General features: G+C 66.4%; 11 protein-coding genes. 10 read left to right on the forward strand and 1 reads right to left on the reverse strand.

What is annotated here, in order from left to right:
* The first annotated feature begins 177 nt into the window (after positions 1-177).
* The 4 genes from ACW5DN_RS13520 (at position 178) to bfr (ending at position 7,236) form a co-directional block, all read left to right on the forward strand.
* The gene (locus tag ACW5DN_RS13520) at positions 178-5,637 is read left to right on the forward strand and encodes an autotransporter domain-containing protein (RefSeq protein WP_456963334.1); all 5,460 of its coding nucleotides are present in this window, start codon (positions 178-180) and stop codon (positions 5,635-5,637) included.
* A 115-nt stretch (positions 5,638-5,752) separates the two neighbouring features.
* Positions 5,753-6,352 carry an RNA pyrophosphohydrolase gene (locus tag ACW5DN_RS13525; protein ID WP_456963335.1) on the forward strand — a complete coding sequence of 200 codons (600 nt, stop codon included), beginning with the start codon at positions 5,753-5,755 and terminating at the stop codon, positions 6,350-6,352.
* Positions 6,353-6,431: 79 nt separating this feature from the next.
* Positions 6,432-6,635, forward strand: a complete 204-nt coding sequence (locus tag ACW5DN_RS13530; protein ID WP_456963420.1) for a bacterioferritin-associated ferredoxin — start codon at positions 6,432-6,434, stop codon at positions 6,633-6,635.
* Between the two features lie 130 nt (positions 6,636-6,765).
* Positions 6,766-7,236 carry a bacterioferritin gene (gene bfr, locus ACW5DN_RS13535; RefSeq protein ID WP_456963336.1) on the forward strand — a complete coding sequence of 157 codons (471 nt, stop codon included), beginning with the start codon at positions 6,766-6,768 and terminating at the stop codon, positions 7,234-7,236.
* 96 nt (positions 7,237-7,332) lie between these two features.
* On the opposite strand, the gene ACW5DN_RS13540 is transcribed toward bfr, so the two are convergent.
* Positions 7,333-7,923 (reverse strand): DUF4126 domain-containing protein, encoded by a 591-nt coding sequence (locus tag ACW5DN_RS13540; protein ID WP_456963337.1) that lies wholly within the window; start codon positions 7,921-7,923, stop codon positions 7,333-7,335.
* 64 nt (positions 7,924-7,987) lie between these two features.
* On the opposite strand from ACW5DN_RS13540, the gene ACW5DN_RS13545 reads away from it, so the two are divergent.
* From ACW5DN_RS13545 to ampE, 6 genes are all read left to right on the forward strand, one after another.
* Positions 7,988-8,719, forward strand: coding sequence for a DUF6776 family protein (locus ACW5DN_RS13545; RefSeq protein ID WP_456963338.1), 732 nt, complete (start codon positions 7,988-7,990; stop codon positions 8,717-8,719).
* A gap of 1 nt (position 8,720) precedes the next feature.
* Positions 8,721-9,158, forward strand: a complete 438-nt coding sequence (locus ACW5DN_RS13550; protein ID WP_456963339.1) for a bactofilin family protein — start codon at positions 8,721-8,723, stop codon at positions 9,156-9,158.
* Positions 9,159-9,212: 54 nt separating this feature from the next.
* The gene (locus tag ACW5DN_RS13555; protein WP_456963340.1) at positions 9,213-9,989 is read left to right on the forward strand and encodes a DUF6776 family protein; all 777 of its coding nucleotides are present in this window, start codon (positions 9,213-9,215) and stop codon (positions 9,987-9,989) included.
* A gap of 54 nt (positions 9,990-10,043) precedes the next feature.
* Positions 10,044-10,433 carry an iron-sulfur cluster insertion protein ErpA gene (gene erpA, locus ACW5DN_RS13560; RefSeq protein ID WP_456963341.1) on the forward strand — a complete coding sequence of 130 codons (390 nt, stop codon included), beginning with the start codon at positions 10,044-10,046 and terminating at the stop codon, positions 10,431-10,433.
* A gap of 80 nt (positions 10,434-10,513) precedes the next feature.
* Positions 10,514-11,431 (forward strand): NAD(+) diphosphatase, encoded by a 918-nt coding sequence (gene nudC, locus ACW5DN_RS13565; RefSeq protein WP_456963421.1) that lies wholly within the window; start codon positions 10,514-10,516, stop codon positions 11,429-11,431.
* 150 nt (positions 11,432-11,581) lie between these two features.
* Positions 11,582-12,511, forward strand: a complete 930-nt coding sequence (gene ampE / locus ACW5DN_RS13570; RefSeq protein WP_456963342.1) for a regulatory signaling modulator protein AmpE — start codon at positions 11,582-11,584, stop codon at positions 12,509-12,511.
* Positions 12,512-12,524 lie beyond the last annotated feature (13 nt).

Genomic DNA, 12,524 nt, shown 5'->3' on the forward strand with positions numbered 1-12,524 from the left:
TGCAAGCAAACCCGCCACGCTACAATTTCCGTCGCATCGCATCTGGTACAGGCGTGATGCGACGCGAATTGCAAAGCCACCGTCGGCCCACTGTGCCGACACCGCGGATGGAGTCGCGACTCAGGCAGGGTCGGTACCGCCTCCGCGGTTAAGGGACTACCTGGGGAGGGGAATGCGATGAATCGTGATCTGGCCGGATGGCTGCGTTGTGCACTGATCCCGGGTTTGCTTGGGCTTGCCTGCTGGGCTCCGCAGGCGTCGGCATCCTCGTTCTGCCAGGTGATCAACAATCCCGACGGCACGCCGCGCAGCGGCAGCGTTGCCAATGGCGGCGGTGTCGACCTCAATGACGTCTCGTGGGCATCGAACGTCGGGGACACGGTCTCGCTCGAGATCTCCAATATCACCGCGGGTTCAACCGGATACTTTTCAGGCGCCGGTATCTCCCTCAGCTTCAGCGATGCCGGCGCATTCCAGGAAACAGTCGGGAGCTACTACTCGGGAGGTTCCGGCAGCATCTCGCTCAGTTCCGATACGGGAGGGTTCGACTACACCATCAGTTGTGCATCGGCGCCGCCGGTGCTGGCCAGCGTGAGTCCCGCCAGCGGTGAGGTCGGCACCAGCGTCACGCTGAGCGGGCAGTCGCTCTACGGCTTCGACAATGAAGTGTCGATCACCATCGGTGGCGTCGCGGCCACCTTCGACAACAATGACGGCACCTCGATCACCGTGATCGTGCCCGCCGGCCTCGCCGCCGGCAGCCACGACGTGACCGTCACCACTGATGCCGGTGCTTCCACGCTTCCCGACGCGTTCACCATCCTGGCCGCCAACCAGCCGCCGGTCATCAACGCGCCCGGTAGCCAGGCGGTGGAGCAGGATGGCGCCCTGGTGTTCTCCAGCGACAACGGCAACCTGATCTCGGTCGGCGATCCGGATGCCGGCGGCGGCACCATGCAGGTGGAACTGGTAGCGACCAACGGCTTGACCACGCTTGGGAACGCGGGCGGGCTCACTTTCCTTGTGGGCGACGGCACCGGCGATGCGGCGATGACGTTCCAGGGCACGCTCTCCAACATCAATGCCGCCTTGAACGGGACCACGTACACGCCCACGTCCGGCTACAGCGGCTCGGCCTCGTTGCAGATCGTCAGCGACGATCTTGGAAACACAGGCACTGGCGGCGCGATGACCGACACCGATGTCGTCACGATCACCGTCCTGGAGCTCGACACCGACCCGCCCGAGGTGACCGCAATCGACCGCGTCGACGCCTCCCCCACCAATGCGGGCAGAGTGCACTACGCCGTGACCTTCTCCGAGGCCGTCACCGGCGTCGACGCCACTGACTTCGCGTTGGCCGCCACGGGAACGGCGGCCGGCACCGTCGCCCAGGTCGCGACCTCCGATTCCATCCAGTACACCGTTACCGTCAACGGTGTCGGCGGTGACGGCTCCCTGCGGCTGGATCTCAACGGCAGCGGCACAGGCATCATCGATGGCGCGGGAAACGTCGCGGCCGGATTTACCGGCGGGCAGGTGTACATCGTCGACGCCACGGCGCCGGCGGTGACGTCGGTGGACGTGCCGGCCAACGGCCGCTACCTCGCAAACGACGTGCTCGACTTTGCCGTCCACATGAGCGAAGACCTTGACGTCGACACGTCCGGAGGCACGCCACACCTGGAATTGACGCTTGGCTCGACCCTGAGGCAGGCAAGCTATCAGTCGGGTTCGGGCACCAGCGTACTGGTCTTCAGTTACACGGTCGCCAGTGGCGACCGCGACGACGACGGCATGATGCTGGCCGAGACCATCGAAGCCAACGGCGCGACTTTGCGGGATGCCGTGGGGAACGACGCGGCACCGGCGCTCAATGCCGTAGGCAACACGACCGGCGTGCTGGTGGGGAAAGGCGACCAGACCATCACTTTCGACGCGCAGGCGGCGCAGGCGTTCGTGGCGGGCGGGACGTTCGCGCTGGATCCGGTCGCGACGGCCAGCAGCGGTCTGCCGGTGGGTTACGCCACGCAAACCGCCGGCGTGTGCGCCATCAGCGGCACCACGGTGACGATGCAGTCGGCCGGTACCTGCACCATCGCCGCCGACCAGGCGGGCAATGGCGACTACGACGCCGCGCCGACAGTGACGCAGGACATCGTGATCGGCCAGGGCAGCCAGACGATCAGCTTCGGCGCGCAGGCGGCGCAGGCGTTCGTGCCGGGTGGGACGTTCGCGCTGGATCCGGTGGCGACGGCCAGCAGCGGCCTGCCGGTGGGCTACGCCACGCAAACCGCCGGCGTGTGCGCCATCAGCGGCACGACGGTGACGATGCAGTCGGCCGGCACCTGCACGATCGGTGCCGACCAGGCAGGCAATGGCGACTATGCGGCCGCGCCGACAGTGACGCAGGGCATCGTGATCGGCCAGGGCAGCCAGACGATCAGCTTCGGCGCGCAGGCGGCGAAGGCGTTCGTGCCGGGCGGGACGTTCGCACTCGATCCGGTCGCGACGGCCAGCAGCGGTCTGCCGGTGGGTTACGCCACGCAAACCGCCGGCGTATGCACGATCAGCGGTATCACGGTGACGATGCAATCGGCGGGGACGTGCACCATCGCCGCCGACCAGGCGGGGGATGCCGACTACGAGGCCGCGCCGACAGTGACGCAGGACATCGTGATCGGCCAGGGCAGCCAGACGATCAGCTTCGGCGCGCAAGCGGCGCAGGCGTTCGTGGCGGGCGGCACGTTCGTGCTGGATCCGGTGGCGACGGCCAGCAGCGGCCTGCCGGTGGGTTACGCCACGCAAACCGCCGGCGTGTGCGCCATCAGCGGCACGACGGTAACGATGCAGTCGGCCGGCACCTGCACCATCGCCGCCGATCAGGCCGGCGATGCCAACTACGCCGCCGCGCCGACGGTGACGCAGGACATCGCGATCGGCCAGGCGGCGCAGGCGATCACCGCGTTCGCCGCCGATCCGGTGGCGCCCGCATTCGTGCCCGAGGGCACGTTCACGGTGTCGGCGACCGGCGGCGCATCAGGCAATCCGGTGCTGTTCGGTACGGCGACGCCAACCGTCTGCGCCGTCAGCGGCAGCACGGTGACGATGCAATCGGCCGGCACCTGCGCTCTGACCGCCAACCAGGCCGGTGATACCAACTACAGCGCGGCACCGCAGGCGAGCCTGGATGTCGTCATCGGCGCGGGCAACCAGGCGATCACCTTCGGCGCGCAGGCGGCGCAGGCGTTCGTAGCGGGCGGCATGGTCGCGCTGGATCCGGTGGCCACGGCCAGCAGCGGGCTGCCGGTGAGCTACGGCAGCCAGACCGCCGGCGTATGCACGATCAGCGGCAGCACGGTGACGATGGAGTCGGCCGGCATCTGCACCATAGCCGCCGACCAGGCGGGCAGCGACGACTATGCGGCCGCGGCGACCGTGACCCGGGCCATCGCGATCGGCAAGGCCGCGCAGGCGATCACCGGGTTCGTCGCCAATCCGGAGGCGCCGACCTACGCATCGGGTGGGACGTTCGCGGTATCGGCGACCGGTGGAGACTCCGGCAATCCGGTGGTCTTCGCCAGCACTTCGCCGCAGGTCTGTGCCGTCAGCGGCAGCACGGTGACGATGCAATCGGCCGGCACCTGCGCTCTGACCGCCGACCAGACCGGTGATACCAACTACAGCGCGGCACCGCAGGCGAGCCTGGATGTCGTCATTGGCGCGGGGAGCCAGGCGATCACCTTCGGCGTGCAGGCGGAGAGGACGTTCGTCGGCGGTGGCACATTCGCACTCGACCCGGTGGCGACCGCCAGCAGCGGGTTGCCGGTGAGCTACGCCACGCAGAGCGCGACCGTATGCACCATCAGCGGCAGCACGGTGACGATGCAGTCGGCCGGCACCTGCACCATAGCCGCCGACCAGGCGGGCAGCGACGACTACGCGGCCGCGGCGACCGTGACCCGGGCCATCGCGATCGGCAAGGCCGCGCAGGCGATTATCGGGTTCGTCGCCAATCCGGAGGCGCCAACCTTCGCATCGGGCGGCACGTTCGCGGTATCGGCGACCGGTGGCGACTCCGCCAATCCGGTGGTCTTCACCAGTACTTCGTCGCAGGTCTGCGCCGTCAGCGGCAGCACGGTGACGATGCAGTCGGCCGGCACCTGCGCGCTGACCGCCGACCAGGCCGGCAGCGACGACTACGCCGCGGCGGCGCAGGCCACGCTCGAGGTGGCGATCGCCGCGGCCACGCCTACGCTGGCCTGGCTCGATGACCTGCAGAAGATCCTCGGCGAACCGGCCTTCGACCTGCCCGATCCCAGCAGCGATAGCGCCGGCGCCTTCAGCTTCGAGAGCAGCAACACGGAAGTGGCGACGGTGAGCGGGTCCACGGTGACGATCATTGGTACCGGTACGACCACGCTGGTGGCCACGCAGGCCGCGAAAGGCAACTACACCGAGGGCACTGTGAGCCTGATCCTCGCCGTGATGACGCGCCCGGACCCGACGCTCGACCCGGAAGTGGTGGGCGGACTGCAGGCGCAGGTGGACGCCAGCGTGCGCTTCGCCAATGCGCAGCAGGACAACATCCGCGACCGGCTGCGCCAGCTGCGCGACGGCCGCGGCAATCCCTCGGCCAACAGCCTGGCGTTCAGCGTGAGTGCGGGCCACGGTCCGGGGCTATCGCTGGGTGCGGAGCAAGTGGCTGGTGGCATGCCCACCCTGGCGCACGGCTGGGGCCTCTGGATGGCGGGCACCGTCGCGCTGGGCGAGCGCGACACCCGCGGCGGGGCCAACGGCTTCGATTTCCGCAGCGACGGCGTGACTCTTGGCGTGGACCGCCTGTTCGGCGAACAACTGGTGCTGGGCGTGGCCGGTGGCCTGGGCTGGAACGACACCGACTTCGACGACTCGCCCTCGCAGCAGGACGCGCGCCAGCGCAGCGTGGCGTTCTACGGTCTGTGGCGTGGCGACGGACCCCTGTTCGTCGACGGTCAGTTGGGACTGGGACGCCTGGACTTCGACCTGTGGCGCTGGAGCACAGTGGCCGATGCCACCGCCCGGGCGAGGCGAGATGGCGACCAGTTGTTCGGCGGGTTGACCTTTGGCTACGAACACGCCGGCGAACACGGCCGCCTGGCCGGATACGGCCGCTACGACGCGAGCCACACCACGCTCGACGCCTACCGTGAACGCGGGCTGGGCATCTACGACCTTTCCTACGACCGGCAAACGATTGACAACAGCACGCTGGCGCTGGGCGTGGAGGGCAGCCACCAGTTCAAGACCACCACGGCATCGCTGCGACCGTTCTGGTCGATCGAGTACCGACAGGCGCTGGAAAACCGCGGCGACGCACGGCTGAACTATGTGCTGCTGCCGGTGGCGCAGGACTACCTGCTGGGCATGCGCAGCTACAACGACGACACCTTGGCCTTTGGCGCCGGACTGGATATCGACCTGGACTCGGGATGGAGCCTGTCGTTCCTGCTGCGCCGCGAACAGTCTTCGGGAGCCGGCTCCGCCAACAGCTTTGGATTGCGTTTTACCTACGGGCAGGCGTCGACTGTGTTCCCCGGCCTGGACCCCACACAGACCACTGACCCACGCACGGGCCAGTCGATGCAGCCCCACTAGACGCGCAGGCGTGCGCGGAGGCAGGGTCGCGTCCACTCCACGCTTGTCGTACCGCGAACCCCGTGGCAGAGTCGGAACCAGTGACGCAAGTCAAATAAAATCAGGAGTCCGCGTCGTGATCGATCCGGACGGTTATCGACCCAATGTAGGCATTGTATTGATGCATTCCGACGGACGCCTGTTCTGGGCACGTCGGGTGCATCGCGACGGTTGGCAGTTCCCGCAGGGCGGGATGAATACCGACGAGACGCCGATCGAGGCGATGTACCGTGAACTGCGCGAAGAGACCGGGTTGCGGCCCCGGCACGTCGAAGTGCTGGGTGCGACCCCGGGCTGGTTGCGCTACCGCCTGCCGCAACGATCGATCCGCCGTAACGACCGGCTGGTCTGCATTGGGCAGAAACAGGTCTGGTTTCTGTTGCGGTTGACCGGGCAGGAAACCGATCTGCAGTTGGACGCGACCAGCAAGCCGGAGTTCGACCATTGGCGCTGGGTCGACTTCTGGTACCCGTTGGAGCATGTCGTGATGTTCAAGCGCGGTGTGTATGCCAGCGCATTGCAACACCTGGCCCCGTTTGCCCGCCATGTGGCTGGTGCCCAGGCGGTGCCGCTACCCGGTCCGGTGCATGGCGGGTGGAATCGGCAACGATCGCGTTCCCGCCCCTTGGGATCGTCATTGCGGAGCGATAGCGGCGGCGGAATTCCTTCGAATTGACAATCATTCTCATTCGTAGTTGAATGGCTCTGCAGCCAGTCCGGTTGCCAACCTGCCGTCGCCGCGCGGCCTTGTCCGTATGTATGTATGCATCTGCAACGGGATTACCGACCATGACATCCGTGAGGCTGCGCAGGCCGGTTGCAATTCGCTCGCCGAGTTGACCATGCGCACCGGCGCGGGCTCCTGCTGCGGCAGTTGCGTGGACATGGCGACCAGCCTGTTGGAAGAAACCCGCGCTGCACGCGAGCTGCCGCTGCCGGTCTTGCGCCAGGCCGCCTGACGCCGCCGCGCGCTGTGCCGTAGCGCCTTCAGGACAATGATTCGCGTCTGCGGGCGCACTCGATTCGCATTCCGTCAGCGTCTGTCTGAAGCGTCTACAGTGGTCGCATCCCCCCCAACGGAGCGTGTCCATGAAAGGCGACGCCAAGGTCATCGAGTTTCTCAACAAGGCGCTCTACAACGAGCTGATTGCGATCAACCAGTACTTCCTGCATGCCAAGATGCTGAAGAACTGGGGCTTGAAGGAACTTGCCGAGCACGAGTACCACGAGTCGATCGACGAGATGAAGCATGCCGACTTGTTGTCGGAGCGGATCTTGTTCCTGGACGGCTTGCCGAACTTCCAGTCACTGGGGAAATTGCGCATCGGCCAGGGCCCACGTGAAGTCCTGGAGTGCGATTTGGCGTTGGAGATGGACGGACTGCCGGTGCTGCGCGAAGCGATTGCGTATTGCGAAAGCGTAAGCGATTACGTCAGCCGCAAGTTGTTCGCCGACATCCTGGAGTCGGAGGAAGAGCACGTCGACTGGATCGAAACCCACCTCAGCCTGATGGATCGCCTGGGCGAGCAGAACTACCTGTTGACGCGCACCGAAAGTTGATCGCCGCGCCGTCGCACGAGTGATAACGGCCAGGCCGGCGGCTAGGGACTGCCCGGCCGATTGCTGTCATCCCCGCGAAGGCGGGGATCCATGGACTTACGTCGCCGGCCTGATCGGGCCTTTCGCCCGGTGCCGGAACAGCGTCCGCCATAGCCACCACAACACGGTGGCCATGGTCACGCTGACCAGCACCACGATCGACAGGGCGATCCACGGGTAACTGAACACCAGCGCCAATCCGCCGACTGCGGTCAGGTCCTCGGTGAGGCTGGCGGTCCAGTTGGTCACCGGTTCGGGCGAGGTATTGAGCAGGGCGCGAGAACCCGATTTCAGCGCATGGCTGGCCAATGCGACGCCGGCGCCGGTGGCCAGCGCGCCGACGCCGAGATTGCCGTCCGGCGACAGCGTGGCCGCCGCAAGGAACGCGCCGGCAGGCACCCGCATCAGGGTGTGCAGCAGGTCCCAGACGGAATCGACGCCAGGGATCTTGTCGGCGAAGAATTCGACCGCCGCCAGCAGCCCGGACACGCCGATCACCCAGGGCGAGGTGGTGACTTCCAGTGCCTGTGGCAGGTCGAGCCAGCCAAAGAACCCCGCCAAGCCGACTCCGAACACGGTCATGTAGGCGCGAATGCCGGCCAACCAGGCCAGAACTATGCCAATTGCGAACAGGTGCGCATCCGTCATCGGGCAATCTCGCTAGACTCGGGTCGAGTATAGGGAACTTCGGCGATGTCCTCGCCTTTGCACCATGGGGAAGAAAAACAACTTTCGTTACGTGATCGTGCCGCACCGGCCCGGCCACCGCACGCAGCTGTGGGCTGCGCTGGCACTGGCGTGGCTGCTGTCGCTGGCGGCGCTATGGGCGGTCACCAGCTGGAATACCACGCCGATCCTGCCGGGCCTGAGCTCGGCACTCACGTCGAGTCGTGGGCATCTGTACCAGGTCCAGGAGCAGTTGCAGGCGTCGCGCCAACAACAGGCCACGCTGGAGCGATCGGACCAGATCAGTCGTGCCGCGAACCGCAAACTCCAGCAATCGCTGGCCGAGCGCGAGGAAGAGATCGCCGACCTGCAGGCCAACCTGGCTTTTTACGAGCGGCTGGCCGGGGCAACCGGCAAGCCCAAGGGGCTGAGTGTGCATTCGGCCGAGTTCAGCGCCGAGCGCGGCGGCACCTGGCGTTACCAGATCGTGCTGACCCAGAGTCTGGAGCGTGGCACGGTCAGTGCCGGGAAATTGCGTTTTTCCATCGATGGCGTACGCGACGGAAAACTCACGTCGATCGCGTGGGACGAGCTTCACCAGCGCGAGGACGCACCCGCGCATGGGTATTCATTTCGTTACTTCCAGCAGATCAAGGGCAGCGTGATGTTGCCCGTGGGCTTCACGCCCCAGCGGGTGCGAGTGTCGTTGCGGGGCGAGAATGCCTCGTTCGACCAGGCATTGGCATGGGTGCAGCCCGCGCAAACCGGAGACATCTGACATGTTCAAGAACAAATCCGTGCCCGCAGGCCACATCGACACGTTGATTGGCGCGCACGTGGTGATCCACGGCGAGTTTCATTTCAGTGGTGGCTTGTATATCGAAGGCCGGGTCGTCGGCAAGCTGATTGCCGAGGAGGGCAAGGAGGCCGTGCTGACCCTGGCCGACAGCGGCAGCATCGAGGGCGAGGTGCGTGCGCCGGTCATGGTGGTCAATGGTCGGATCGATGGCGATGTCCACGCCAGCGAGCGGATCGAGCTGGGCGCGAAGGCGCGGGTGGAGGGCAATGTCTATTACAAGGTGGTCGAGATGACCGCCGGCTCGGTACTCACCGGTCGGCTGTTGCACGTGGAAGCGGCAGCCCAGGCAACCGAGCCGCATGGGGCCCAGCTGCATGAAACGGAAACAGCCGCCGACTTCGCGGTGGTCGGCGGCTGACCGGCACGGGACTGACGTTGTAATCTGGTCGCCGCGCAACTGCCGGCGACCGCCATGACCGAGCCTGAATCTGCCCAGACCCCTGATGACGCCGGCGCCAGTACGGGGGCGCAAGCCGGCGTGGATTGGCGTCGCCGGCTACGGATGGGCGCGTTGGTGGCGTTCGTGCTCGCTTTGGCATTTGGTGGCTGGGGACTGTGGCGGGTACTGGCACCAGGATCGGCCGACGTGCGCACCAGACTGGCCGTGAGTGAGGATGCCGCCGAGCAACTGCAGGGGAGCGTTGAGGAACTGCAACAGCGCGTCGCAACGCTGGGCCGTTCCGATCAGATCAGCCGCGACGCCAACCAGGATCTGCAGGGCACCCTGGCCGAGCGTGACGAGGAGATTGCCGGTTTGCGCGCCGATGTCGCCTTCTACGAGCGTCTGGTAGGTGCCACCGCACAACGTCGTGGGCTGAGCGTGCACGCGTTGAAGGTGGAGCCGCAAAGCGACAGCGTCTGGCACTTCCAGACCACTCTGACCCAGAACCTGAACCGCGGCGCGGTCAGCAGCGGGCAACTGAGCCTGTCCATCGAAGGCTCGCGCAATGACAAGCTGCAGACCGTCGACTGGGATGCCTTGCGCCAGCAGCCCGATGCCGACGATGTGGAATTTTCCTTCAAGTATTTCCAGCAGGTTCAGGGCGATGTATTCCTGCCCGAAGGCTTCACACCGGTGCGGGTAACGGTGCGGTTGCAACCCCGTTCCGGTGCGCAGGTCGAGAAGTCATTTACCTGGGCGGAGGCGACCGGGGCAGTGCCACCGGCGAAGGCGCCAGCGGTGGAATGAACCTTTTCGCACCGCCGGCTTGAATGCACCCGTCGAACCCCCCATCCTGAGCACATGGAAAGCCAGATCATCCCGTTACCCGGCATCGACAGCGCGCCGGACTATCAATCGCTGGATCGCCCGTTGCAATTCACCTCCGCCGCCGCAGCCAAGGTCACCGAACTGGTGGCCGAAGAAGGCAACCCGGCACTGAAGTTGCGGGTGTTCATCCAGGGCGGTGGTTGCTCGGGCTTCCAGTATGGGTTCGAGTTCGACGAGGAGCAGGCCGGAGACGACCTGGCCGTGCAAACCGACGGAACCACGCTGCTGGTGGATCCACTGAGCCTGCAGTACCTGATGGGCGCGGTGGTCGACTACACCGAAAGCCTGCATGGCGCCCAGTTCGTGATCCGCAATCCGAACGCGAAGACCACCTGCGGCTGCGGTTCCTCGTTCGCCGCGTGAGTGCCGCCCGCACGCCTTTCGCATTCGTCGAGGCGGGTGCATTCGCCACCGGTGACGCCATCGGGAACCGGGCAAGAGCCATCCCCACCCGGGACGACCCGTCCTCATCTGGAGCGCTCGACCGCGCCGATCACCTGCGTGATGATCCCGAAGCGCTGTCAGCGCTATGGGCGCACGCACGGGTAATTCTGCTCACCGATGATGGCCAGGCCCTGGCCGATGCCGACGGCGTGCTGTACGCCCCGTTGGGCGAAGACCTCAGCCAGGGCCCGGGAGGCACCGGTGCGGCGATTTTCCTGGGCAAGGACGGAGATGGTCGCGCCTGGTTTGCGCTGGATGCCGCGCTGACCGCCGCCAACGCACCCAATTGCATCGATCTGCGTACCGCGGCCGCCCAGTGGCCGGCGTTCGACGCTTGCGTGTTTGCCCAGGCCCGGGCGTTGCAACACTGGCGCACCCGACACCGCTATTGCGGCGTATGCGGCGGTGAGATCGGTTTTTCGCGTGGCGGCTGGCTGGGCCGCTGCGGCGGCTGTGGCCTGGAACACTACCCACGCACCGACCCGGCGGTGATCGTCGCGGTGACCGATGGCAAGCGCTTGCTGCTCGGTCGGCAGGCTGGCTGGGCGCCGCGGCGCTACTCGGTCCTGGCCGGGTTCGTGGAGCCGGGGGAATCACTCGAGCAAACCGTTGCGCGCGAGGTCCTGGAGGAATCCGCGGTCCGGGTGCGGGCGTCGCGCTATCTGGCGTCTCAACCGTGGCCGTTCCCCGGTCAACTGATGCTGGGGTTCATCGCGCTGGCCCATCCCGATGAGCCACGGGTTGATGACGAGCTGGAGGATGCGCGTTGGTTCAGTGTCGATGAGATCCGGGCCGCCGTGTTGGCCGGCGATGACGAACCCGGTGACGGCCTGCGGCTATCGCCCTCGATCTCGATCTCGCGCTGGCTGATCGATTACTGGCTGGCCGCCATGGATGAAGCGGCGTCGGGCGACTGACGCGGATACCGGTACCCGCGCCGATCCGGATGCGCCACCCTGCACCCGGTCGGCAATCCCGATAGCGGCTTCCCCGCTGGAGTTTCCCCGTTAGAATCAGGCCTCAATGCACTCGGTCGCAACCATAGCGACGCTGGGAGGGAAGCCAACATGTCCATCGCCCTGATCGCCACGGTCGTCGCGCTCGTGCTCGGCCATCTCGCGCCGTCGTTTGCGGCTGCGGTACGTCAGCACGCCTGGTATGGCGACCTGGCTGGTTGGCTCAACGGGCGCTTCGGCGAGCAGACCTTCTGGCGCAGCCGCTGGGGCATCGTGTTGGCGCTGGCGCCTGGGCTGTTGATCGTCGGACTGTTGCAACTCTCGCTCGAAGGCCGCTTGGCGGGTATTGCCGAACTGCTGTTCGGCGTTGCCATGCTGTTCTACGCATGGGGGCCACGTGACCTGGACCGCGATGTCGGCGCAGTCCTGGATGCGACCGATTCGACCGCCCGCCGGGATGCCATTGCGAATCTGACGGGCATGGAAACCGACGCACCCGTGGATGGAGCGGGTTTGGTCGAACCGGTATTCCGCAGCGCGGTGCGACGCTGGTTCGGCGTACTGTTCTGGTTCCTGGTGCTGGGTCCGTTTGGCGCGGTGCTGTATCGCTTGAGCGTGCTGTCGGCGGTGGGCGATATCGCCGCCCGGGTGCCGGATCAGACCCGGCGTGGAGCGCGAACCTGGTTGGCCGTGCTGGAATGGCCGGTCGCACAGTTGGTGACCCTGTCATTGGCGCTGGTTGGAAACTTTGACAGCGTGCTGGACGCATGGCGTTCCGGCGGAGGGGCCTCGGCGCGGCTCGATAACCGATTCCTCGGGGCCGCGGCGCGCGCCAGCGTGCGAAGTGAGCTGGCCGAAGATGCATCCGACGGAGCGGCTTTGGATTATCCCGCGGCCGGTATCGATGGTGACGCCGATGCGGCCGGGCCGGGCGTGGCGGCACTGCCCGAATTGCACGATGCGATGAGCCTGGTTTGGCGCTGCCTGCTGGTCTGGCTCGCCGCGCTGGCGCTGTTCGTGATTGCCGGCTTCGTGAGCTAGAGCTTGCGACAAA

Source organism: Lysobacter sp. A289 (genome assembly GCF_054072675.1).

Excerpts from the sequence above, each read along its gene's own strand:
- ACW5DN_RS13520 (WP_456963334.1), top strand. The coding sequence starts at position 178 with ATGAATCGTGATCTGGCCGGATGGCTGCGTTGTGCACTGATCCCGGGT.
- ACW5DN_RS13530 (WP_456963420.1), top strand. The coding sequence starts at position 6,432 with ATGTATGTATGCATCTGCAACGGGATTACCGACCATGACATCCGTGAG.
- bfr (WP_456963336.1), top strand. The coding sequence starts at position 6,766 with ATGAAAGGCGACGCCAAGGTCATCGAGTTTCTCAACAAGGCGCTCTAC.
- ACW5DN_RS13540 (WP_456963337.1), bottom strand. The coding sequence starts at position 7,923 with ATGACGGATGCGCACCTGTTCGCAATTGGCATAGTTCTGGCCTGGTTG.
- ACW5DN_RS13545 (WP_456963338.1), top strand. The coding sequence starts at position 7,988 with ATGGGGAAGAAAAACAACTTTCGTTACGTGATCGTGCCGCACCGGCCC.
- ACW5DN_RS13550 (WP_456963339.1), top strand. The coding sequence starts at position 8,721 with ATGTTCAAGAACAAATCCGTGCCCGCAGGCCACATCGACACGTTGATT.
- ACW5DN_RS13555 (WP_456963340.1), top strand. The coding sequence starts at position 9,213 with ATGACCGAGCCTGAATCTGCCCAGACCCCTGATGACGCCGGCGCCAGT.
- erpA (WP_456963341.1), top strand. The coding sequence starts at position 10,044 with ATGGAAAGCCAGATCATCCCGTTACCCGGCATCGACAGCGCGCCGGAC.
- ampE (WP_456963342.1), top strand. The coding sequence starts at position 11,582 with ATGTCCATCGCCCTGATCGCCACGGTCGTCGCGCTCGTGCTCGGCCAT.